The sequence below is a fragment of the Arthrobacter sp. CDRTa11 genome, assembly GCF_026427775.1.
Taxonomy (GTDB): domain Bacteria; phylum Actinomycetota; class Actinomycetes; order Actinomycetales; family Micrococcaceae; genus Arthrobacter.
In genome coordinates this window covers 3067812-3091371 of record NZ_CP044532.1, presented here as the reverse complement: position 1 = coordinate 3091371, position 23560 = coordinate 3067812, and the positions used below count along the sequence as shown (strand labels likewise).

The following is a 23560-nucleotide window of genomic DNA, read 5'->3' as shown; positions in this document are numbered from 1 at the left end:
TATGAAGCCTTAACTTTGAATAGGAGACACCCGTGTCAGATGCCCAGCAGATCACCCTCATCGTCGATGGCGAAGAGACCAAGGTGACTACCGGGACAACCGGGGCGGAACTCTTCTTTGAGCGTCGCGACGTCGTTGTTGCCCGTGTCAACGGCGAGTTGAAGGACCTGGACCAGGAACTGCCCGAAGGTGCAGAGATCCAGGCCGTCACCATTGGTTCCCCCGACGGACTGAACGTGCTCCGCCACTCCACGGCCCACGTCATGGCCCAGGCTGTCCAGCAGCTGCGCCCGGATGCCAAGCTGGGCATCGGACCATACATCACTGACGGTTTCTACTTCGACTTCGATGTCGCTGAGCCGTTCACCCCCGAGGACCTCAAGACCCTCGAAAAGATGATGCTCAAGATCGTCAACCAGAACCAGAAGTTCGTCCGCCGCGTGGTAAGCGAGGACGAGGCCCGTGAGGCCATGAAGAACGAGCCCTACAAGCTGGAACTGCTGGGCAAAAAGAACGACGCCGCCGAAGCCGGCGAAGGGGTCAACGTCGAGGTCGGTGCCGGGGACATCACCATCTACGACAACGTGGACCGGAAAAGCGGTGACAGCGTCTGGTGCGATCTCTGCCGCGGCCCACACCTGCCCAACACCAAACTCATTTCCAATGCGTTCGCACTGACCCGTTCCTCCTCCGCTTACTGGCTGGGCAACCAGAAAAACCAGCAGCTGCAGCGCATCTACGGCACCGCCTGGCCCACGAAGGACGAGCTGAAGGCCTATCAGGAACGCATTGCGGAAGCGGAACGGCGCGATCACCGCAAGCTCGGCGTGGAGCTGGACCTGTTCTCCTTCCCGGACGAACTGGGCTCCGGCCTGCCCGTCTTCCACCCCAAGGGCGGCATCATCCGCAAGGAGATGGAGGACTACTCGCGGCAGCGCCACGTCGACGCCGGGTACGAGTTCGTCTACACACCGCACATCACCAAGGGCCACCTGTATGAGGTTTCTGGCCACCTTGACTGGTACAAGGACGGCATGTTCCCGCCCATGCGGGTTGATGAGGAACTCAACGCTGACGGAACCGTTCGCAAGCCGGCACAGGACTACTACCTGAAGCCGATGAACTGCCCCATGCACAACCTGATCTTCCGCTCCCGCGGCCGTTCCTACCGTGAGCTGCCCCTGCGGCTCTTCGAATTTGGTTCCGTCTACCGGTACGAAAAGTCCGGTGTGGTCCACGGACTCACGCGTGTCCGGGGTATGACCCAGGACGACGCCCACATCTACTGCACCCGCGAGCAGATGAAGGACGAGCTCACCAAGACCCTGAACTTCGTGCTGGGCCTGCTCCAGGACTACGGCCTGAACGACTTCTACCTCGAGCTGTCCACCAAGGACCCCGAAAAGTACGTGGGTGACGACGCCGCCTGGGAAGAAGCCACCAATACTCTCGCCGAAGTCGCGCAGGAATCGGGCCTTGAACTGGTGCCGGATCCGGGCGGAGCTGCGTTCTACGGCCCGAAGATCTCCGTGCAGGCCAAGGACGCCCTGGGCCGCACCTGGCAGATGTCCACCATCCAGCTGGACTTCAACCTCCCGGAACGGTTCGAGCTGGAGTTCCAGGCGGCTGACGGCACACGTCAGCGTCCCGTGATGATCCACCGCGCTCTTTTCGGCTCGATCGAGCGCTTTATGGGTGTCCTCACCGAACACTATGCCGGAGCGTTCCCCGCCTGGCTTGCCCCGGTGCAGGTAGTGGGCATTCCGGTGGCCGAGACCTTCAATGACTACATGTTCGACGTCGTCGGTCAGCTTAAGGCGGCGGGCATCCGCGCCGAGGTGGACATCTCCTCGGACAGGTTCCCCAAGAAGATCCGCACGGCAAGCAAGGACAAAATCCCGTTTGTCCTGATCGCCGGCGGTGACGACGCCGACGCCGGAGCAGTGTCCTTCCGTTTCCGCGACGGCAGCCAGGACAACGGCGTGCCGGTGGCCGAAGCGGTCAAGCGGATCACAGAAGCCGTCCGTAACCGGACCAGCTAGCGGAAACGGACACAGAGACGGTGCAGGAGAACACAGCGGCGGGGTATCCAGGGGATGCCGGCGTCACCGACGATTTTGATCTCGCCGGCGTTCCGGATGCTTTCCAGCGCCTGTGGACTCCGCACCGGATGGCCTACATCAAGGGCGGCCAGCACCAGTTCAAGGACCAGAACGACTGCCCGTTCTGCGTAGGGCCCAGCCGGTCCGACGAGGAAGCCCTCATCGTTTACCGCGGGAAAACCTGCTATGTCGTGCTAAACCTGTTCCCCTACAATCCCGGCCACCTGCTGGTCTGCCCCTACCGCCACGTTCCCGACTACACGGACCTTACGCTCGAGGAGACCGGGGAATTCGCCGAGCTGACCCAGACGGCCATGAAGGTCCTGCGCAAAGTGGCTAACCCCGGCGGCTTCAATATCGGCATGAACCAGGGTGTCGTGGGCGGCGCAGGAATCGCCGCCCACCTGCACCAGCACATCGTTCCGCGGTGGGGCGGGGACGGCAACTTCTTCCCCATCATCGCCCAGACCAAGGCAATCACCCAGACGCTGGATGAGGTCCGCCAGCAGGTTGCCCAGGCCTGGCCCGGGGAGACGGATGCTGAATAGGCACGCACGCGGCTTTTTTACCGCTCTGTTCACTCCGCTTGCCCGCTGGCTGCTGAAAATCGGCGTCTCTGCTGATGCGGTCACGGTGGTTGGAACAGCCGGAGTGGTGGTTGGGGCCCTGGTCTTTTACCCACTGGGCCAGCTGTGGTGGGGGACCCTGTTCATCACCGCCTTCGTCTTTTCCGATGTGCTGGACGGCATCATGGCAAGGATGCGCGACTCCGGGGGCCGATGGGGCAACTTCCTGGACTCCACGTTGGACAGGATCGCAGACGGTGCCCTGTTTGCCGGCCTGTCCATCTGGTTCTTTACGGGTGGCGCCGATTTCGCCATTGGCGCCGCGGCCGTGATCTGCCTGGTCCTTGGCATGGTGGTTTCCTACGCCAGGGCCAAGGCAGAATCGCTGGGGTTCACGGCCAACGTTGGTATTGCCGAACGGGCTGAAAGGCTCGTCTCGGTCCTGGTTGTTACAGGATTTACGGGCCTCGGCCTGCCAAGTGTCGTGCTGTTGGTGACGTTGGGCCTGCTGGCCGTGGCCAGCCTGGTCACGGTGGTGCAGCGGATAGTGGGAGTCCACCGCCAGGCCCTGGCCGAGAGTGCCCCCTCGGATTAGGCGTGATTAAGCCCTCTGGCCGCCGTGGGACTAGTATTGGAACTGCCCGGTCAATGGATCCGGCAACCCGGAGCGTGTTCATTTCGGCAGCTTGATGCCGCTTTCACGCCCGGCGAAGGTCATCTATCTACCCATAGGGGTTTTTGTGTCTACACCTGATGTAAGCAGCGAAGCCGGTTCGTCCGCGAACAGCGTCACGGGCAGCAAGCGCGTCAAGCGCGGCATGGCCGAGATGCTCAAGGGCGGCGTCATCATGGACGTCGTCAACGTCGAGCAGGCCCGCATCGCCGAAGACGCCGGTGCCGTTGCAGTGATGGCGCTGGAACGCGTGCCGGCTGATATCCGCGCCCAGGGCGGCGTGTCCCGGATGTCGGATCCGGACATGATCGACAAGATCATCGAGGCCGTGTCCGTGCCGGTCATGGCCAAGGCCAGGATCGGCCACTTTGTTGAGGCGCAGATCCTGCAGTCCCTGGGCGTTGACTACATTGACGAGTCCGAGGTCCTGACCCCGGCCGACTACGCCAACCACATCGACAAGTGGGAATTCACCGTTCCCTTCGTCTGTGGTGCCACCAACCTTGGTGAGGCGCTGCGCCGGATCAACGAGGGCGCGGCGATGATCCGGTCCAAGGGCGAGGCCGGCACCGGTGACGTTTCCAACGCCACCACGCACATGCGCCAGATCCGTGCCGAGCTGCGCAGGCTTTCCTCGCTGCCCGAGGATGAGCTGTACGTTGCCGCGAAGGAACTGCAGGCCCCGTATGAACTGGTCAAGGAAGTAGCGCTCACGGGCAAGCTTCCGGTGGTGCTGTTCACCGCCGGCGGCATCGCCACCCCTGCGGACGCGGCGATGATGATGCAGCTCGGCGCCGACGGCGTGTTCGTCGGCTCCGGCATCTTCAAGTCCGGCAACCCGGCCCAGCGCGCCGCCGCCGTCGTGAAGGCCACCACCTTCTTCGATGACCCGGACGTTATCGCCAAGGCCTCCCGTGGCCTGGGCGAAGCCATGGTGGGCATCAACGTCGACGAGATCCCGCAGCCGCACCGCCTCGCCGAGCGCGGCTGGTAACTTCCGCCCTCTTTAGTCGCCTTGGGGGCGCCGGACGGCGTCATCCTCGGCGCGCTATTCCCCGCGCGTTGTCGGCAGCTAAGTAGCTGCTTGCGGCGCGGGGCCCCTTTTACGCGCGCTGCCGGATAACACCGCCCCTCGCCAAAGGGCGTTTGCTTCTGAAGTACGACGCCGGTTCCTCACCCTTGTTGGTGGGGGACCGGCGTCGTACTTCTTTAAGTGGGGCGGGGCTGGGCTACTCCAGGCCGCGGCGCTTTAGCAGGGGTTCCAGGTTGGCTTCGCGGCCTCGAAGGCTGCGGAACGACTCCAGTGGGTCCCGGCTGTTGCCGCGGGACAGCAGCTCCTGGCGGAAGCGCTCTCCGTTGGCACGGGTCAGGCCGCCGTTCTCCGTGAACCAATCGACCGTTTCCGCGTCCAGGACTTCGCTCCAGATATAGGAGTAGTAGCCTGCCGCGTAGCCGGCCCCGGCGAAGATGTGCTGGAAGTACCCCGACCGGTACCGTGGCGGGATCAGGGCATGGGCCACTCCGGCTGCGGCCAGCGATTTGGCTTCGAACGCCAGGACGTCCTCAGGGATCCCGTTACTGTCCAGCACGTGCCATGCAAGATCCAACAGCGCTGCACCCAGATATTCGGTAGTGGCGAACCCTTCGCCCCAGAGCCGGGACTCGTTGAGCCTGTCCACGACGTCCTGCGGCAGCGGTTCGCCCGTGGCATGGTGCCGGGCATAATTCCCCAGCACTTCAGGCCAGAGGATCCACATCTCGTTGACCTGGGAAGGGTACTCCACGAAGTCCCGGGGGACTGAAGTCCCGGAGAAGCGCGGATACCCTACGTTGGAGAACAGGCCGTGGAGCGCATGGCCGAACTCGTGGAAAGTGGTGCGCAGCTCGTCCAGCGTCAGCAGCGTGGGTTCTCCGGAAGGCGGCTTGGAAATGTTCAGGTTGTTGATGACCACAGCCTGGGTACCCAGCAGGCCGGACTGTTCAACCAGCGAATTCATCCAGGCCCCGCCCCGCTTGGACTCCCGGGTGTAATAGTCACCCAGGAACAGCCCCAGACCGCTGCCGTCCTCGTTCCGGACCTCCCAGACGCGGACGTCCGGGTGGTAGCCCGCAAGGTCATTCCGTTCGTGGAAGGTAATCCCATATAGCGATGTAGCCGCATGGAACACGCCGTCCTGGAGCACGCGGTCCAGCTCAAAATACGGCCGGAGGCCCTGCTCATCGACGGCGTATTGCTCCCGGCGGACCTTGGCAGAGTAGAAGGCCCAATCCCAGGGCTCCAACGCATGGCCGGCGATCTCCGCAAGGGCCGCCGCTTCGGCGTCAGCATTCCGAACTGCTGCCGGTGCCAGCCTGTTCAGCATGGCCTGGACCGCTTCAAAGTCGGGAGCGGTCTGCCGGTCCACTTCCAGTTCCGCGTAGTTGGCAAACCCGAGCAGGGCGGCCTTTTCGGCACGGAGTTCCGCCAGCGACCGGACCAGTTCCAGGACATCAAAGCTCCCGCCGTCGCTTCCCCTGCTGACGGAGGCTTCAAACAGCCGACGGCGGATGTCCCGGTTCTCAAGCGAGGCAATGGCCGGCTGGTTGGTGGGCTGGATCAGTGTGAGCAGGAACTTTCCTGGATGGCCGGCGGCGCGGGCAGCTTCCGCCGCAGTGGCGATATCATCAGCCGGCAGGCCGGCCAGCTCGGCTTCGCTGTCCAGCAGCAGCGCCGCGGATTTCATCCCCTCCTTCACGCGCTGGCCGAATTCGGTGCCCAGGCGTGACAGCTCTGCGTTCACCGCTTTCAGCCGCTCCTGGGCAGGGCCGTCCAGTTGGATGCCGGACTGCCGGAATTCCTTCAGGTAATCCTCCACCAGCCGGGCGGACTCGGGATCGCAGTCCGCTGTGTCAATCGCGGCGAACCGGTCAAAGAGCCGGCGGTTGAGGAACACTTCGTCCTGGTGCGCAGAGAAGCGCGGGGACAGCCCTGTTTCAAGATCGCGGATTTCGTCGGACGCATCTGCCGACACCAGCGTGAAAAAGGAGGCAGAGGCCCGGTTGAGGAGCTGTCCCGCGCGCTCCATGGCCTCGGCGGTGTTCCGGAAGGTCGCCGGCTCCGGGTTGTCCACGATGGCCCGGATCTCTTCGAGATGTTCCGCCAGGCCGGCGTCGACGGCTTCGGCATAATGCCCGGAGTGGATGTCGGCGAACGGCGGCAGCCCGTAGGGAAGCGTGCTGGAGGTCAGGAGGGTATTTGTCATGAAGTAAACCTTTCACAGCACGGCACGCTTCTCAATGCTCCAAATGCGCGTCATTCTGGAGGGTCGGAATCTAGAATGTGGCCTATGGGGAACTTGCTTGCCACTGGTGCTGTCCGCGTTCGCGCCGCGGTTTTTGCTGCTGTGTTCACGGCGGTGCTGGCGGGCTGCGGCCTGGTGGCGGAGCAAAACACTCCCTCAACGTCAGCCGGCCCGGCTCCGGTCCAGGCAAGCCCCACACCGTCACCCACGCCAACTCCTACCCCCACCCCGGGTGAAGGGCCGCCCTGCCCCACGATCCGGTGCACATCGGTACTGATGACAGGCGACATGCTGGTGCACACCCAGCTCTGGCAGCAGGCCACGGCGGATGCCGCGGCGGCAGGGAAGCCCGGCCTGGACTTCGTTCCGTTGCTGGAGGGTCAGCGCAGGTACATCCAGGCCAGCGACCTCGCCATCTGCCACCAGGAGACACCCGTGGCCGGTCCGGAGGGGCCATTTTCCGCCTACCCGTCCTTCAACGTTCCACCCCAAATCATCACCGCCGCCAAAGCCGTCGGATACCAGGCCTGCACCACGGCCAGCAACCACACGATCGACCGGGGCACGGACGGCCTGCTCCGCACGCTTGACGCCCTGGACGCCGCGGGCTTGAAGCACACTGGTTCCTACCGCACGGAAGCTGAGTCCCAGGGAATCCTGATCATGCAGACCAAGGCCGCGAAGATCGCCATCGTCGAGGCGACGTACGGGCTCAACGGCCAGTACCCGGACTACGCCTGGCAGGTGGACATGCTTGATGCGCCAACCATGATCGCCAAAGCCCAAAAGGCGAGGGCAATGGGCGCGGACATCGTGCTTGGAGCCATGCACGCCGGTGATGAGTACGCCAGTGAAGCGAACGCCCAGCAGCAGGAAGTTGCCCATGCGTTGGTGGACAGCGGACAGTTCACCATGATCTACGGGCACCACACACATTCCGTGCTGCCCATCGAAAACTACAAAGGCACCTGGATTGTGTATGGCCTGGGGAACGGCGTGACAGAACTCTCGCCCTGGTACGTGGTCAACAACGAAGGGCTCCTTGTGCGGGCACAATTCAGCCAGGACGCGTCGGGTAAATGGTCGGCCGCAGACCTGGCCTGGGTGCCGTCAGTGATTGTCCGGGACCCCTACCGCTGGTGCCCGGTAGCCTCCGACGCGCCGCAGGGCACGTGCGCGTCACCGGAAGCAGATGCAGCCACCAGGCAGCGGACCGCCACCGTAGTGAACTCCATGGGCGCTGCCGCTGCCGGCGCGCACGAACTCCTCATCACGCAGGAGCGCTAAAGGAAACAGTTGCCTCAGCGGGGCCGGCGGGCGGCGTGCTCGCGGGCCAGCACCGAGTAGCGGTCATCCGGGCTGCCAGGGATGAAAGTGCCGTACTTGCGTTCCGCGGCCGTCCTGATCAGGAAATCGGCGATCGCAGGGTTCTTGGGCAGGAGGGAGCCGTGCAGGTAGCTTGCCACAATGTTGCGGTAGCGGGCGCCTTCGTGGCCGTCGCTGCTGTTGTTTCCCATTCCCTTGGGCACGGTTCCCAGCGGCCGAACGCCAGGGCCCAAGGTGGTCTGGCCGCTGTGGTTCTCGTACCCGAGCACTTCGCCAAACTCGCTGGTGGAGACTTTGACGTTGCCGATAAGACGTTCATCGGTGCCATGCGTTTCCACGTCCAGAACCCCGATCCCCGGAATCACTGCCCCCGTGCGTGTCTTGAAGAAGCGTCCGAAGAGCTGGTATAGGCCGCAGATGACCAGCATGGGTGCACCGTCCTCGGCCAGTTCCGTCAGGACACCGGCCCGGGACTGGAGGTCGTCCTGGATGACCAGCTGGCCGCTGTCCTGGCCGCCGCCGCCCACGATGATGTCCACGTCATCCGGGAATTGGTCCCCGACGTTGTATTCCACCAACTCGGGGGTGTACCCGTGCCAGCTGATGCGCTGGCGGAGAACCAGGGCGTTGCCCCAGTCTCCGTAAATGTTCATGTCACGTGGGTACAGCAGTACAACCCGGATGGTGCCTTTGCTGCCTGGTTGTGATCCATTGGGTCCGGAAGTCATGAGACAACCTCCACGGTGGTGATTTTGGACAGCTCGCGGCGGATGGCCAGCATCGCCGTATAGGTGCAGAATATCCTTTTTGGCCTGTCCTTCGCGTCCCGGATGAAGTCTGCCAGAGCAGGTGCTATATCCGGATCCACGGCGCCGACCGGCACTTCGTCATACTGCAGCCGCAACGCCATGTCATAGGCGCGGGATCCGGTCAGCTGGTCCACGCCGCCGTCGCGGAGTGATTCAAACTCCACATCCCAGAGCCAGGACATGTCCCTGCCGTCGGCATAGTTGTCGTTGATGGCGATCATGGTGGCGTAGCCGCCTGCCGGGAACGACTTCAGGCCAAGGCGGAAGCCGCTGGGGTTCTTGACCAGGACCAGATCCAGCGGCTGCCCGTCAACGGTGAGGCTTTCGCCCCGGCCAAATGCCGGTTCCACCTGCGACAGCGCGGTCAGCAGCGTGTTGTGGTCTGCAGTGGCGGCGCCGCTTCCGCAGATGCTGCGGGCCAGGGCCAGTGCGGCCGCGGCATTGAAGATGTTATAGACCCCGCGGAGCCGCATCGCGGTGGTGACCGTGACGCCGTCGTACTCAAAATCGGCGTTGTCCGGCCCCACCCGGCGGAGCACGACGTCGGCCGGCGGTTTGTCGGGGAGCGGGGCGGGTGCGGGGCTTCCGGGCGCCGCCCGCATGTCGTCGTCGTTGGGAAAAGTGCTGAGCAGGGAGTCGTCCAGGCCGAAGTAACGGACTTCCTGGCCGGTGAGCGTATCCGCTATGCGCGCCACCCGCGGGTCTTCACGGTTCAGCACCACTGTTCCGGTGGTGTTGGCCGCGACGTGCTGCAGGAGCTGGGCTGTCTTGTCGATCTCACCGAAGCGGTCAAGCTGGTCACGCAGCACGTTCAGCAGGAGGCTGTAGCGCGGCGGGACGCGGTTCACAAAGTGGACGGCGTGGGCTTCATCCAGTTCCAGGACCGCGACGTCGGCTTGGAGCCGTCCGCGCCAGTCCACCTCTCCCAGCAGGGCAGCAGCCACGCCACGGGTGAAGTTGCTTCCGGTGCGGTTGGTGAAGACCTTCAGCCCCTGGCTTTCCAGGAGTTCCACCACCATCTTGGTGGTGGTGGTCTTGCCGTTGGTGCCGCTGACCACAGCCACCCCGTGAGGGAGGGTTGAGAGCGTCCGCTGCATAAAGCCGGGGTCGATTTTTTCGACCACCAGGCCGGGCAGGGCGGACCCTCCGCCCCTGAGCCGGGATACCCGACGGACCAGCTTGCCGAGCGGAATACTGAAGTAAAGCATGCTCTGTAATATATCCCAGCAGCGGCATGGAACCTGGCCCCGCACGGTCCGGGCGGAACATGCGGCCGGCATCGGCATTATGCTGAAGGGATGACAAACCCCCTTTCGGCAGCTCCTGCACGCGTGGGCTCAGGCCTGCGGATCGGCGTCCTGGCTCTTCAGGGCGATTTCCGCGAACACCTGCGCGCCGTGGAGGCGGCCGGTGCTGCCGGCGTCGGAATCCGTCGTGCTTCCGAACTTGAGGGCCTGGACGGGCTGATCATTCCCGGCGGCGAATCCACGGCCATCGACAAGCTGGCGCGGGCCTTTGATCTGGCGGAGCCGCTGCGGGCCCGGATCAAGGACGGCCTGCCGGTATACGGTTCCTGCGCAGGAATGATCCTGCTGGCGGACCACATCGCGGACCCAGCCACCGATCTCGCCGGCGAACCCCAGCAGACCTTCGGCGGCCTGGACATCACCGTTCGCCGCAACGCCTTCGGGCGCCAGCGGGAGTCGTTCGAGACCGATCTTGACTTCAAAGGGCTGGACTTCAGTGCCACTGAGGCCGGCACCCCTCCCGTCCATGCTGTCTTCATCCGCGGTCCCTGGGTGGAGCGCGTGGGCCCTGAGGTGGAGGTCCTGGCCCAGGTGGAACCTGCCGACCCCGAGCATGCGTCCCACGCCGCGCCCCTGCCCGGGACGGCTAGAATTGTTGCCGTGCGCTCAGGCCAACTGCTGGCCACCTCCTTCCACCCGGAAGTGACTGGGGAAAAACGCGTACACGAACTTTTTATTCGAATGATCAGAGGAGAAGCGTAAAGCATGTCAGGCCACTCCAAATGGGCGACGACCAAGCACAAGAAGGCCATCCTCGATAGCCGCCGGGCCAAGTCGTTCGCCAAACTGATCAAGAACATCGAAGTTGCCGCCCGCATGGGCGGACCGGACCTGGCCGGCAACCCGAGCCTGGAACTTGCCGTCACCAAGGCCAAGAAGACCTCCGTGCCCGCAGACAACATCGACCGTGCCATCAAGCGCGGCGCCGGCCTGACCGGTGAAGTGGTGGACTACACCGAGATCATGTACGAATGCCGCGGACCGCAGGGTTCTGCGCTGCTCATCGAGTGCCTCACGGACAACAAAAACCGTGCCGCCTCCGAAGTGCGGCTGGCCATTTCCCGCAACGGCGGCACCATCGCCGATCCCGGTTCTGTGAGCTACCTCTTCAGCCGCAAGGGCGTTGTGTCCCTGCCCAAAAAGGACCTGACCGAGGACGACGTCCTGATGGCGGTCCTGGATGCCGGCGCAGAGGAAGTCAAGGACAACGGCGACAGCTTCGAGATCCACTCCGAGCCCACCGACCTGCAGGCCATCCGCGAGGCCCTCAAGGAAGCCGGGATCGAATACGACACCGATGAGGCCGAGTTCGTCCCCTCCATGCAGGTGCCGCTGGATCTCGACGCCGCCAAGAAGTTCATGAAGCTGGTGGATGCCCTGGAAGAGCTCGACGACGTCCAGAACGTCTACAGCAACGCCGACCTCAGCGACGAAGTCCAGGCCGCCCTGGAAGCCGAGTGATTCTCCGCCTTGCGGACTAGCACTGTTTCCGGGCCGTGACGCTGCGCGTCCTGGGGGTTGACCCCGGGCTCACCCGCTGCGGCATCGGCGTCGTTGACGTCGAACGGAACAGGCGGGCCACCATGGTGGCCGTCGGGGTGGTGGGCACCTCCCCGGGAGAGACTCTGGACCAGCGGCTGCTGGTCATCGCCCTGGCCATTGATGACTGGCTGGACAGATACGAACCCCACGTCCTTGCCGTCGAGCGTGTTTTTTCGCAACTCAACGTCAGCACGGTGATGGGGGTGGCCCAGGCCTCGGGGGTGGTGATCGCCGCCGCCGCCCGGCGCGGGATCCCGGTGGCGCTGCACACGCCGTCGGAAGTCAAGGCTGCGGTCACCGGCAGCGGCACGTCCAACAAGGACGCCGTGACCAAGCTGGTTACCAAGATCCTTCGGCTCGACGAGCCGCCGCGCCCTGCCGACGCCGCCGACGCCCTGGCCCTTGCCATCACCCACGCCTGGCGTGCGGGCAGCGGCGCCGCCGTGGCCACCACCGGCCCCGGCAGTTCCTCGCTGACACCTGCCCAGCGGGCCTGGGCTGACGCGGAGGCGAAGGCGCGCCGCGCGCGCTGATTGTCCGGGCGCCTTGCTAGGGTATTCGTAGATATGTTCGGATAGCCGGTTTTGCACCAAACACACCGGCGGTACACCAGGAGCCCGGCCTTGATCAGTTTCCTTCGCGGAACAGTAGCGCACGTAGGTCTTTCCACGGCCGTGATTGACCTCAACGGGGCGGGCATGAGCGTCAACGCCACCCCGCAGACCCTCAGCCGGCTGCGCACCGGCGAAGAAGGAAAACTGTTTACGTCGCTGATCGTCCGGGAGGATTCCCTGACACTTTTCGGGTTCTCCTCCGACGACGAACGTGAAGTTTTCGATGTTCTCCTCAGTGTCAGCGGGGTCGGCCCGCGCCTTGCCCTGGCGGTGCTGGCGGTCCACGAACCCGAAGCCATCCGGGTTGCTGCCCACACCGGTGACAGCAAAACCTTCACAAAGGTGCCCGGGATCGGCCCCAAGGTGGCAGGCAGGATCGTCCTTGAGCTCGCCGGAAAGCTGGTGCCGCACGGCACCGCGGGCGCGGTGGCCGCGGCCACCCCTGCGGAAGCGGCCTGGAAGCCACAGGTGGTGGCCGCCATGACCAGCCTTGGCTGGTCCGAAAAGGACGCCGCCTCGAGTATCGAGAAAGCGCTGGCGGACGAACCCGAAGTTTCCTTCCGCGGCAACGTGGCAGAAATCCTGCGCACCACCCTTCGCTGGCTTGGCCAGGACGGCGCCCGGGCCGGCAACCGGGTAGGCAGCCGTGGCTGAGCCCTCGGTGGTGGCCGCGGTGGAAGAGCCTGAGGACCGGGCCATCGAGGCCGCGCTTCGGCCCAAGAACCTGGATGATTTTGTGGGCCAGCACAGGGTCCGCAAGCAGCTCTCGCTGGTCCTGCAGGCTTCAAGGATGCGCGGCCGGAGCGCCGACCACGTCCTCTTCTCCGGCCCGCCGGGGCTGGGTAAGACCACCTTGGCCATGATCGTGGCCGCCGAGATGAACGCGCCGCTGCGGATCAGCAGCGGTCCCGCGATCCAGCATGCGGGGGACCTGGCCGCCATTCTTTCCTCGCTCTCCGAGGGCGAGGTTCTGTTCCTCGACGAAATCCACCGCATGTCCCGGCCGGCCGAAGAAATGCTCTACATGGCCATGGAGGACTTCCGGGTGGACATAGTGGTGGGGAAGGGCGCCGGTGCCACCGCCATTCCGCTTGAGCTGCCGCCGTTCACCCTGGTGGGCGCCACCACGCGGGCCGGACTCCTGCCAGGCCCGCTGCGGGACAGGTTCGGGTTCACCGGGCACCTGGAGTTCTACTCCGTGGCCGAGCTGGAACTGGTTCTCAGGCGGTCCGCCGGCCTACTGGACCTCAAGGTCAACTCCGCCGGGTTCAGTGAAATCGCAGGACGGTCCCGTGGCACACCCCGTATCGCCAACCGTCTGCTTCGCCGTGTCCGCGACTGGGCCCTGGTGCATGGCATCGAACAGATAGATGCCCGCGCCGCCTCCGCCGCGCTGGATATGTATGAAGTGGATAAGAAGGGCCTGGACCGGCTGGACCGTGCCGTCCTGGAGGCGCTCATCACAAAATTCGGCGGCGGGCCCGTGGGCCTGTCCACCCTGGCCATCGCGGTGGGGGAGGAGACCGAGACCGTCGAAACGGTGGCTGAGCCGTTCCTGGTCCGGGAAGGACTGCTGGGACGAACTCCGCGTGGCCGTATTGCCATGGCCCCCGCCTGGACCCACCTTGGTTTTGCCGTTCCGGCCGGAGTGTTTGGGCAGGAGCCCCTGGATCTGTTCAGCACCGATCCTGACGATGAAGAATCTGCGGCGGATTGGCCTCCGAACGGCCAATAGCACCGTCCTTTCAGGTTTTCCCTTTAGACTGGTATGACGCCCGGCACGTTCGGGTCTTTGTTCCCGCAGGCGGCATTATCAGCCGCCGGTGGACGGCACACAGTTTTCCGCCAGGCCACACGGTTCAAAGCGGACGCTGCCTACACCAAAATACGCCAGTACAGAACGGAAACATCCCTGTGGATCCAATGAACATCGTCTTGTTCGCCATGCTCGGAATCTTTATCTTTATGATGTTCCGCCGCAACAAGAAGACCAAGGAGCAGCAGGCGACGCTGCAGTCCCAGTTCGCCCCTGGCGTTGAGGTCATGACGAGCTTCGGTCTCTTTGGCCGCATCGTCTCGATGGACGATGAAGAGAACAAGGTCGTCCTGGAGCTTTCACCCGGCAACCTTGCCACCGTCCACCGCCAGGCCGTCACCAAGATTGTTGAACCGGCCGTCATTGCCGAGGACGAGCCGTCCGTTGTCCCCAACGATGCTTCGTCCCTGACCGCGGACGAATCAGGGCCAACCGCACCTGCTGCCGAGACGCCGGACGAAACCCTTAAGCGCCTCAACGACGAAGGCAAAAAGGACAGCTAGCCGGGCTGCCGCACGGCAACCCTCGCTACCACGCGTCTACGGCTTCGGATCTGCCGCCGGTAAGAGCACGGGCTCGCACCGGCGGTCCTCCGTAAATAAGAGAAAGATCAACAATGGCACGAACTGGCCCCAAAAACTCAGCGCTCAGGGTGCTGGTCTGGCTCGGCGTAATTATCGCCGTGCTGACCGCAGTCCTGGCCGGCGGCACCATGTCCGGGCAGGCAAGCTGGGCTCCCAAGCTGGCGCTGGACCTTGAAGGCGGCACGCAGATGATCCTGGCGCCCAAGGTTGAGGGCAATTCGGACATTAATGAGGAGCAGCTCAACCAGGCGGTGTCCATCATTCGCCAGCGCGTTGATGGTTCCGGTGTGGCTGAGGCGGAGATCAGCACGCAGTCCGGCCGGAACGTTGTGGTCAGCCTCCCGGGCACCCCGTCATCCCAGACCCGGGCCCTTATCCAGGCTTCGGCGGATATGAACTTTCGCCCCGTCCTGCTGAATGGACCAGGTGCAGCTGTTCCCGCTGAGTCGCAGACGCCGGAGGAACAGCTGCCCAAGCCGACAGCCGAGCCTGCCAACAGCAGCGACATCAACTGGATCACCCCTGAGCTCTACCGCCAGTTCGAAAGCCTTGACTGTGACAACCCGGCCCAGGACCGGCAGGAACGTTCAGAGCCCACCAAGCCTCTGGTGACATGTGAGCCCGCCACTGCGTCCTCGCCCGCGGTCAAGTACATCCTCGGCCCCGTCGAGGTTAAGGGCACCAACATTGTGACGTCCTCGTTCCAGCTGCAGCAGGGTGCGCAGGGTGCCGTCACGAACGAGTGGGCAGTCAACATCCAGTTCAACGATGAAGGCACCGCGAAGTTCAAAGAGGTTACCGAGCGCCTGAACCAGTTCTACGTCGCAGCCGGCGGTGACGCCGGAACCGACCCAAAGGCCCAGTTCGCCATTGTCCTGGATGACCAGGTCATCTCTGCGCCCCGCGCCCTTGCCGTCATCACCGACGGGCGGCCGCAGATCACCGGCGGATTCACCGAGCAGTCGGCCAAGGCACTGTCCGACCAGCTCCGCTTTGGCGCGCTGCCCATCAGTTTCGAAATTCAGAGCGAGCAGCAGATCTCCGCAACCCTCGGTGGCGAACAGCTCCGGATGGGACTCCTCGCCGGTGTTATCGGCCTGCTCCTGGTGGTGGTGTATTCGCTGTTCCAGTACCGTGCGCTGGGCTTTGTCACCATTGCCTCCCTGGTGGTGGCCGGTGTGCTGACGTACCTCGCCATCGCTGTCCTGGGCTGGACCGAGAACTATCGGCTCTCCCTGGCTGGCGTCGCCGGCATCATCGTGGCCATCGGCCAGACCGCTGACTCCTTCATTGTTTACTTCGAGCGAATTCGTGATGAGCTTCGCGAGGGCCGGGGACTTGTTTCCGCCGTCGAGAACGGCTGGAAGCGGGCCAAGCGCACGGTCCTGGCCTCGAAGGCCGTGAACCTGCTGGCTGCCCTGGTGCTGTACTTCGTGGCTGTTGGCAACGTCCGCGGGTTCGCTTTCACCCTCGGGCTCACCGCCATTGCCGACCTCATCGTGGTGTTTATGTTCACCCACCCGACGCTGCGGCTGCTGGCGCGCACCAAATTCTTCGGCGAGGGCCACCGTTTCTCCGGCCTTGACCCGAAGCGCCTTGGCGCAGTCCCGCTGTACCGTGGCGCCGGGCGCCTGCGCACCCCCGAGGCCAAGCCCTCGGTGGTCCGTGCAAAGAACAGCGGAGCAGCAGCGGAGGCAGAACGCAGGATGACCATCGCGGAACGCCGCCTCGCTGAAAAGCAGGAGCAGCTCGCCGGCTCCTCCAAGAGCGCAGCCAAGGAGAACAAGTAATGTCCAGCTTCGCCAATTTCGGTAACGAGCTTTACACCGGCAAGCGCTCCTACGACTTCGTGGGTGCCAAGAAGATCTGGTTCCTCATCGCGGTGGTTGCCGTCGCGCTGTCAATCCTGATCCCGGTCGCCAAGGGCGGGTTCAACCTGGGGATCGAGTTCCGCGGCGGTTCCGAGTTCACCGTCTCGAATGTCAAGACCACCGATGCTGCGGCCGGCGAAAAGGCGGTCCAGGATGTTGTGGCCGGGAGCATTCCCCGGGTGGCCAACGTAGCCGGAACCACCATGCGCATCCAGACTGACAAGCTCACGGATGAAGAGACCCTCAAGATCAAGGAAGGCCTCACCGCCGCCTATGGGGTGACCGACAACGAGGTGACATCCACCTTTGTGGGACCGACGTGGGGGGCTGACGTCACCAAACAGGCCCTGCTCGGTCTGGTGATCTTTGTGGTGCTGGCCGCCGTGCTGATGGCGCTGTACTTCAGGACGTGGAAAATGTCGCTCTCGGCGATTGCGGGCATGGCGGTGACAATGTTCATCACCGCCGGAGTCTACGCGCTGAGCGACTTTGAAGTGACACCGTCAGCCATCATCGGCTTCCTTACCGTGCTCAGCTACTCGCTGTATGACACGGTGGTAGTGTTCGACAAGATCCGCGAGAACACGGCCGACATTGATGCCTCAACCCGCCGTACCTTTGGTGAGGAGGTCAACCTCGCCGTGAACCAGACCCTGGTGCGCTCCATCAACACCATGATGGTTGCCATCCTGCCCGTTGGTGCCATCCTCTTTATTGGTGCCGGGCTGCTGGGGGCGGGCACCCTTCGCGACCTTTCGCTGGCGCTGTTCGTCGGAATCCTGATCGGCACGGCCGCCACCATCTTCATCGCCGCACCGATGTACGCCTGGCTTCGCCAGAACGAACCTGAACTGGTGAAGCAGGCCAAACGCGTGGAGCACCGCCGGGCAGAGACGGCGGCACGGGCAGCCGCTCCGGCCGCGCCCGCCCAAGCCTGAGCGAAACCTGCAGGAGCGGGCCGGATTGCATCGGAATACCGATGCAATCCGGCCCGTTCGCATTTAAGGGCCGGTTACAAATGTGTACTGACGGAGGAATAGACTGAAGTAATTAAACGGGTTGTGAGGGGTGCTTCATTGGAAGAACGTTCGGCGTCGGCGCCAACGGCAAACGGGGATAACAGTCCAGGCCCCGGACCGCAGACCGGGCTGGCCGCTTCCGGCCGCCCCGGCCCGGTGATACCCGTGGACAACTCGGGTTCGCGTGCCACCTTTCCCGGACGCAGGGAACGGACCCGGTCCCGGCTCGCACGCCTCACCGGGCGCAGTGCGGTCAATTATTCGCCCATCCTTGAGCCGCTGCTGCGGACCGTCCGGGCAAACAACCCCAAAGAAGACTTTGACCTCATCCAGCGCGCCTTCGACGTCGCTGAGCGCAGCCACCGCGGCCAGAAGCGCAAAAGCGGCGACCCCTACATCACCCACCCGGTGGCGGTTGCGACCATCCTGGCGGAACTCGGGCTGAGCGGCACCACCCTCGCCGCAGCACTCCTCCATGACACCGTGGAGGACACTCCGTACACGCTGGCGGACCTGAAGCGGGATTTCGGGCCGGAAGTTGCCATGCTGGTGGACGGTGTGACCAAGCTGGACAAGGTCAGCTTCGGTGAAGCTGCCCAGTCTGAGACAGTGCGCAAGATGGTCGTGGCCATGGCCAAGGACATCCGCGTCCTCATGATCAAGCTGGCCGACAGGCTCCACAATGCCCGCACCTGGCGCTTCGTCTCGGCCGAATCCTCTGCCCGCAAGGCGCGCGAAACCCTGGAGATCTTCGCACCACTGGCGCACCGCCTCGGGATGAACACCATCAAGTGGGAGCTGGAGGACCTGTCCTTTGCGGCCCTATATCCCAAGGTCTATGAGGAAATCGTCCGGATGGTGGGGGACCGCACCCCGGAGCGGGAGAAGAGCCTGGGGGTCATCCGGGACCAGATCACCGAGGACCTCAGGACCGCCCGGATCAAGGCCACCATTACCGGCAGGCCCAAGCACTATTACTCGATTTACCAGAAGATGGTGGTGCGGGACAAGGACTTCGACGACATCAACGACCTCATGGGTGTCCGGGTGCTGGTGGATTCGGTCCGGGACTGTTATGCCGCGCTGGGCACCATGCATTCGCGCTGGAATCCGCTGCCGGGGCGGTTCAAGGACTACATCGCGATGCCCAAGTTCAACATGTACCAGTCCCTCCACACCACCGTGATCGGCCCGGGCGGAAAGCCTGTGGAGATCCAGATCCGGACGCACGAAATGCACCGGCGCGCTGAGTACGGTGTGGCGGCGCACTGGAAGTACAAGGACCAGCCAAACCGGACGGCCACCGGACCGGGCAGCCCGCGCGACGGCGACATGGGTTGGCTCAGGTCCCTGGTGGACTGGCAGCAGGAAACCTCCGATCCCGGCGAATTCCTGGACTCCCTGCGCTTTGAGATCAACGCCCGGGAAGTTTTTGTCTTTACCCCAAAGGGCGAGGTCATGGCCCTGCCTGCCGGATCCACCCCCGTGGACTTCGCCTATGCCGTGCATACCGAAGTGGGGCACCGCACCATCGGCGCCAGGGTAAATGGCAAGCTTGTTCCGCTGAACAGCGAGCTGAACCACGGCGACTGGGTGGAAATCTTCACCTCGAAAGCAGAAGGCGCCGGCCCCAGCCAGGACTGGCAGCACTTCGTTAAGAGCGCCAGGGCCCGGAACAAGATCCGCCAGTGGTTCAGCAAGGAACGCCGCGAAGAGGCGATTGACCGTGGCAAGGAACTGTTGACGCGGGCCATGCGGAAACAGAACCTTCCCCTCCAGCGCCTGATGACACATGAAGCTCTGGCGGCCGTGGCTGCTGACTTCAAATATGTGGACATCTCTGGCCTGTACGCCGGAGTGGGCGACGGACACACGTCAGCCCAGTCCGTGATGGAAAAGCTCGTCGAAAGCCTTGGCGGGAACGAAAGCACCGACGAAGACATCACCGAAGTCAGCATCCCCACGCAGGTCACCAAGGCCCGGTTCTCCGATTCCGGCGTGGTGGTCCGCGGGGTGGGGGACGTCTGGGTGAAGCTTGCCCGCTGCTGCACCCCTGTCCCGCCCGATCCGATCCTCGGCTTCGTTACCCGGGGCTCCGGGGTGTCGGTGCACCGCACGGACTGCACCAACATCTCCGACCTTAAGGACCAGCCGGACAGGATTGTTGATGTGGACTGGGCACCCACACAGTCCAGTGTTTTCCTGGTGGAGATCCAGGTGGAAGCGCTGGACCGCAAGTCGCTGCTGTCCGATGTCACGCGGGTCCTGTCAGAGAACCATGTGAACATCCTTGCGGCCAGCGTGCATACCTCCACGGACCGTGTGGCAATCTCAAAGTTCGCGTTCGAGATGGGCGACCCCAAGTACCTGAGCCACGTGCTCAGCGCTGTGCGGCGGATCGACGGTGTCTTTGACGTGTACAGGACTACAGGCAACAAGCGCCGGAGCTAGCAGGGCAAGCTTTTCCAGGGCGGCCTTTTTGTGGGGCACCCTGGGCGTCGATTCAATGGCCAGGATCAGGAGGCGCAGCTTCACGTCCTTTTCGGGCCGGGCCAGCAGCCCCTCCAGAGCGGGGATGGCCCGCTGGGCTTCCACATGGAGGGCAATGTCCAGGGCTGTCCGCAGCGGACTGGAGACCATCAGCCCACCCAGGCTGACGACATCAAACGGGCCCAGCCTGACCTCGTGGAGCGTGCACCCGCGCGTGTTGCGCAGGCTGGAGACCCGGCGTTTGGCATCCACCAGGAGTGCCAGCCGGTCCGGCTCCGCAGCACAGCCGTAGATCCAGGCAGCAGTCATGCGCCCGGCAACCACCCGTTGCCTGATGCCTGCAGGCACATAGTTGGCCGCGGCCCTTGCACGCAGTTGCGGTGAGGTGTGGGTGTCCGGAAGTGAGTAGCCCTGCTGGTGGAACCGGGCCAGCACGCCGTCGGCAGCAAGCGATTGGAGTTCTGGCCAGCTAAAGGGCCGCCCCGGTGAATATAGGTCCGGGTACTCGGGTGGGGATGCTGCAGCCATCCAGCCATCTTGCCGTGCTTGCCCACAACGAGACAGGTCCGGCTCCGGTTATGTGGATAACCGGAGCCGGACCTGCGTTACGCTGATCTGCTCATGCCGTGCGTTGGATTCCCTACGGCGGATCGAGGAACGGCAGCTTAGGAGAGTTCGCTGGCTGAACGCTGGATCTGGTCCAACCAGGCCTGCCGTGCCTCGAGCGCTTCCCGGGCGGACTTGATCTTCCGCTGGTCCCCGGCTTTCTCGGCCTTGGCCAGGTCATCCTGCAGACCGGCGATAGCCGCCTCCAGCTGGGACAGCGCGCTGTTGGTGCGGGCCTTGGTCTCAGGGTTGGACCGCTGCCAGTTTTCCTCTTCGGCGTGCCGAACGGCGTCTTCTACCTTGCGCAGGCCCGCCTCGATCCGTCCCATATCCGCACGGGGGACCTTGCCGGCTTCTTCCCAGCGGTCACGGACGGACTGGAGCGCCTTCTTGGCGGCAGCCAGATCCTTGACTGGGAGGATGGAGTTGGCTTCAACCAGGAGCGCTTCCTTCACGGTAAGGTTTGCCGCGTATTCCTGGTCGATCTCCTCATTGGCGGCCTGCCGCGACGTGAAGAAAACATCCTGGGCAGCACGGAAGCGGGCCCACAGGGCGTCGTCGTCCTTCCGGCTGGCACGCGGGGAGGCTTTCCATTCGTCCATCAGGCGGCGGTATTCGCCCGCGGCGTATCCCCAGTCCGTTGACGTGGAGAGGGCCTCAGCCTCAGCGATGAGCTTTTCCTTGGCAGACTTCGCGGCCGAGTTGTTGCTGTCCAGCTGGGAGAAATATGCCCGGCGGTGGCGGTCAAAAACGGTGCGCGCAGCACGGAAGCGCTTCCACAGGGCGTCTTCGTTGCTGCGGCCCAGCCGGACGCCGCTCTTCTGTGCTGTCTTCCAGCTTTCGAACAGTTCGTTCATCCGGGCGCTGGAGGTCTTCCACTGGATCTGGGAGGGATCCTGGCCGGAGATTTCCTCTGCCTCGGCCACGATCGCTTCCCGGGCGGCCATCTCTGACGCGCGGACGGCGTCGTGCTCTGCCTTTTCGGTTTTCTCCAGTTCCGAAATCTGTTCGGAGAGCCTGTCCAGGCGGGCCTCTGCCGCACGCAGGTCACCCACCATGTTCCGCTCGGCCAGCTGCTCACGGAGGTGGTTGACGGTCTTCTGCATGTCCGTGCTGGGCGCCTTGGAACTGACGCGCTGCTCGAGGAGGACGATCTGGGCTACGACGTCGTCGTATTTCCTGGCGAAGTAAGCAAGGGCTTCGTCATCGCTGACCCCGGGGTACTGGCCCACGGGGTGCTCTTCACCGTCGATGGTCAGGAAGACGTGCCCGTCGCCCTCGACGCGGCCCCAACGTGCCGCTTCTGCCAGAGAGGTAGCGGAAGCCACAGGTGCCGGAGCTGCGGCGGGTGCCGCGGCGGCCGGTTTGGGACGGGCTGCGAAGGCTGCGGGCGACGGTGCCGGACGTGGTGCCGGAGTGGGCACCGGCGCAGCGGCGGGGGCGGCTGATTCTTCTGGAGCGGGAACAGCTGATTCTTTTGGAGCGGGGGCTTCAGCAGCAGCAGGTGCACCGGCTTCCGCCGGCGCCGCGGATTCGGCGGGCGCCTCAGAAGGCGCGTCCTCCGTTGCCGGCGCCTCAGCGGAAACATCCTCCGCGGCGACATCCTCCACAGGTGCGTCGGCGGCGGGTGCACCCTCCGTGGCGGATTCGGCGGCTTCTTCAGCGGCAGGCTCCTCGGGCGCAGCGTCCGGCACCACAGCCTCTTCGGCTTGTTCGGATTCAGCGTGTTCGGACTCAGCCGGTTCGGCTTCGGCCGTTGCGGATTCGCTTGCTTCCGGGGCCTGTTCCGCGGGGGACTCCTGGGCTGCTGGTTCGGCAACAGCCTCGTCAGCTGCTCCCTCTGCAACTTCTCCCTCGTCAACCGCAGGCCCGCCGGTTACGGCCTCGTCATGTGCTGCGTCGCCGGCCACGGCCTGTCCAGCCGCGGTCCCGTCTACCGTGGGCGTCGTCGCCTCGGTCAGGTCTGCTGCTGTTTCGTCGGATTTCTGACTGTCTGTCACCGCTAAAAGTCTTTCGCTTGGAGGGAAATACTCACGTACTGCACCGCAGTCCCAAGGACCGGGCTTCCTACTTCAGAGAAAACGAGTCTATCGTGACTGGTTCCGCGGGTGCGCCGTCTGTGGCATTTCCGCCTCCCGCGATTCCGGCGGCAGCTATATTCGTCACCACGTCCAGTCCTGATGTCACCTTGCCCACCACGCTGTAACCGCCGGCGGTATCGGCCGGTATGACCGTGTCCTTATAGACGATGAAGAACTGGGTCCCGTTCCCATAGGCGTTGTTTCCGGACCTGGCCACCGCAATGGTGCCGGCAGGATAGGTGTTGTCCGCGGGCGTGTTTTCCAGCGGGCCCCAGTTGTAGTCCGGGTCCGAGGCGCCGTCACCGGTCTTGGACCCGCACTGAAGCAGGCCGAAGGTTTCGCTCGTAGCCAGCCGGTGGCAGTTGGAGCCGTTGTAATAGCCCTGGTCGCTCAAGGACTTAAAAACGGCAGCAGCCTGCGGTGCCTTGGTGCCGTCGAGTTCCACCCCTACCGTCCCCCTGTTCAGCAGCAACTCGCCGGTAAATACCTTGCCGGCCGCGGTGTCCGGGGCCGGAATGTTGGCGGCGTTCGTGGGCGGGGCGGACGGCGTGGGGGAGGCCGACGGCGTCTTCAACCCTGCCTCAGCTGCCGCGAATTCCTCTTCGGTGGGGTTGCCGGCAAAGGCCGTGAGCTGAAGCACGACGGCGAGCACCACCGCGGCGGTACCCGCACCGATGGCGATCATATTGTCCCGCTTGCGCCGTTTCTCCTGCTCCCGCCGCAGCTCGCGTTTTGCTTCCATCTGCTGGATGCGCCGTTTGGCTTCGCGGGCACTGCGTGAACTGGCCGCCAAGGGTCCTCCTGTTTGTCTGGCTGCGTTACGGCCCGCTGGACGGCCCGTGCGCACGATGTCTGTCGGCACCGGTTTAACGC

General features: G+C 64.1%; 20 protein-coding genes. 14 read left to right on the top strand and 6 right to left on the bottom strand.

Annotation, left to right across the window (positions count from 1 at the left end):
• Window positions 1-32: 32 nt before the first annotated feature.
• The 4 genes from thrS (at window position 33) to pdxS (ending at window position 4335) form a co-directional block, all read left to right on the top strand.
• Window positions 33-2042, top strand: coding sequence for a threonine--tRNA ligase (gene thrS / locus F8G81_RS13855; protein WP_267275299.1), 2010 nt, complete (start codon window positions 33-35; stop codon window positions 2040-2042).
• Window positions 2043-2062: 20 nt separating this feature from the next.
• A complete protein-coding gene (locus F8G81_RS13850) occupies window positions 2063-2650 on the top strand; it encodes an HIT family protein (protein WP_267275298.1) in 588 nt (195 codons plus the stop codon).
• Entirely contained in the window at window positions 2640-3263 is a 624-nt protein-coding gene (gene pgsA / locus F8G81_RS13845) for a phosphatidylinositol phosphate synthase (RefSeq protein ID WP_267275297.1), read from the top strand. Before F8G81_RS13850 ends, pgsA begins: the two co-directional genes overlap by 11 nt.
• Window positions 3264-3408: 145 nt before the next feature.
• The gene (pdxS, locus tag F8G81_RS13840) at window positions 3409-4335 is read left to right on the top strand and encodes a pyridoxal 5'-phosphate synthase lyase subunit PdxS (RefSeq protein WP_323809188.1); all 927 of its coding nucleotides are present in this window, start codon (window positions 3409-3411) and stop codon (window positions 4333-4335) included.
• A 235-nt stretch (window positions 4336-4570) separates the two neighbouring features.
• Here pdxS and F8G81_RS13835 read toward each other — a convergent pair whose 3' ends face one another.
• Window positions 4571-6583: a M3 family metallopeptidase gene (locus F8G81_RS13835; protein WP_267275296.1), complete on the bottom strand. Its 2013-nt coding sequence runs from the start codon at window positions 6581-6583 to the stop codon at window positions 4571-4573.
• Window positions 6584-6667: 84 nt separating this feature from the next.
• On the opposite strand from F8G81_RS13835, the gene F8G81_RS13830 reads away from it, so the two are divergent.
• On the top strand, window positions 6668-7909 hold the full coding sequence (locus F8G81_RS13830; RefSeq protein WP_267275295.1) for a CapA family protein: 1242 nt from the start codon (window positions 6668-6670) through the stop codon (window positions 7907-7909).
• A gap of 14 nt (window positions 7910-7923) precedes the next feature.
• On the opposite strand, the gene F8G81_RS13825 is transcribed toward F8G81_RS13830, so the two are convergent.
• Together F8G81_RS13825 and F8G81_RS13820 are read right to left on the bottom strand one after the other, a co-directional pair.
• A complete protein-coding gene (locus tag F8G81_RS13825) occupies window positions 7924-8676 on the bottom strand; it encodes a type 1 glutamine amidotransferase (RefSeq protein WP_267275294.1) in 753 nt (250 codons plus the stop codon).
• Window positions 8673-9965 carry a Mur ligase family protein gene (locus F8G81_RS13820; RefSeq protein ID WP_267275293.1) on the bottom strand — a complete coding sequence of 431 codons (1293 nt, stop codon included), beginning with the start codon at window positions 9963-9965 and terminating at the stop codon, window positions 8673-8675. Before F8G81_RS13820 ends, F8G81_RS13825 begins: the two co-directional genes overlap by 4 nt.
• 90 nt (window positions 9966-10055) lie before the next feature.
• On the opposite strand from F8G81_RS13820, the gene pdxT reads away from it, so the two are divergent.
• From pdxT to F8G81_RS13775, 9 genes are all read left to right on the top strand, one after another.
• Window positions 10056-10766, top strand: coding sequence for a pyridoxal 5'-phosphate synthase glutaminase subunit PdxT (gene pdxT, locus F8G81_RS13815; protein ID WP_267275292.1), 711 nt, complete (start codon window positions 10056-10058; stop codon window positions 10764-10766).
• Window positions 10767-10769: 3 nt separating this feature from the next.
• Complete coding sequence (locus tag F8G81_RS13810; RefSeq protein WP_267275291.1) at window positions 10770-11525, top strand: YebC/PmpR family DNA-binding transcriptional regulator; 756 nt, start codon at window positions 10770-10772, stop codon at window positions 11523-11525.
• A 35-nt stretch (window positions 11526-11560) separates the two neighbouring features.
• Window positions 11561-12139, top strand: a complete 579-nt coding sequence (gene ruvC, locus F8G81_RS13805) for a crossover junction endodeoxyribonuclease RuvC (protein WP_267275290.1) — start codon at window positions 11561-11563, stop codon at window positions 12137-12139.
• A 90-nt stretch (window positions 12140-12229) separates the two neighbouring features.
• On the top strand, window positions 12230-12874 hold the full coding sequence (gene ruvA, locus F8G81_RS13800; protein WP_267275289.1) for a Holliday junction branch migration protein RuvA: 645 nt from the start codon (window positions 12230-12232) through the stop codon (window positions 12872-12874).
• On the top strand, window positions 12867-13955 hold the full coding sequence (gene ruvB / locus F8G81_RS13795) for a Holliday junction branch migration DNA helicase RuvB (RefSeq protein WP_267275288.1): 1089 nt from the start codon (window positions 12867-12869) through the stop codon (window positions 13953-13955). Before ruvA ends, ruvB begins: the two co-directional genes overlap by 8 nt.
• A 188-nt stretch (window positions 13956-14143) precedes the next feature.
• The gene (gene yajC, locus F8G81_RS13790) at window positions 14144-14539 is read left to right on the top strand and encodes a preprotein translocase subunit YajC (RefSeq protein ID WP_267275287.1); all 396 of its coding nucleotides are present in this window, start codon (window positions 14144-14146) and stop codon (window positions 14537-14539) included.
• Between the two features lie 113 nt (window positions 14540-14652).
• A complete protein-coding gene (secD, locus tag F8G81_RS13785; RefSeq protein WP_267275286.1) occupies window positions 14653-16410 on the top strand; it encodes a protein translocase subunit SecD in 1758 nt (585 codons plus the stop codon).
• Window positions 16410-17429 (top strand): protein translocase subunit SecF, encoded by a 1020-nt coding sequence (gene secF, locus F8G81_RS13780; RefSeq protein ID WP_267275285.1) that lies wholly within the window; start codon window positions 16410-16412, stop codon window positions 17427-17429. Before secD ends, secF begins: the two co-directional genes overlap by 1 nt.
• Before the next feature lie 138 nt (window positions 17430-17567).
• On the top strand, window positions 17568-19961 hold the full coding sequence (locus F8G81_RS13775; protein ID WP_416377054.1) for a RelA/SpoT family protein: 2394 nt from the start codon (window positions 17568-17570) through the stop codon (window positions 19959-19961).
• Here F8G81_RS13775 and F8G81_RS13770 read toward each other — a convergent pair.
• The 3 genes from F8G81_RS13770 to F8G81_RS13760 form a co-directional block, all read right to left on the bottom strand.
• Complete coding sequence (locus F8G81_RS13770; RefSeq protein WP_267275284.1) at window positions 19842-20528, bottom strand: type IV toxin-antitoxin system AbiEi family antitoxin; 687 nt, start codon at window positions 20526-20528, stop codon at window positions 19842-19844. The genes F8G81_RS13775 and F8G81_RS13770 overlap by 120 nt on opposite strands.
• Window positions 20529-20665: 137 nt before the next feature.
• Window positions 20666-22216 (bottom strand): DUF349 domain-containing protein, encoded by a 1551-nt coding sequence (locus tag F8G81_RS13765; RefSeq protein WP_267279222.1) that lies wholly within the window; start codon window positions 22214-22216, stop codon window positions 20666-20668.
• Window positions 22217-22673: 457 nt separating this feature from the next.
• Window positions 22674-23480 carry a peptidylprolyl isomerase gene (locus F8G81_RS13760; RefSeq protein WP_267275283.1) on the bottom strand — a complete coding sequence of 269 codons (807 nt, stop codon included), beginning with the start codon at window positions 23478-23480 and terminating at the stop codon, window positions 22674-22676.
• Between the last annotated feature and the right edge of the window lie 80 nt (window positions 23481-23560).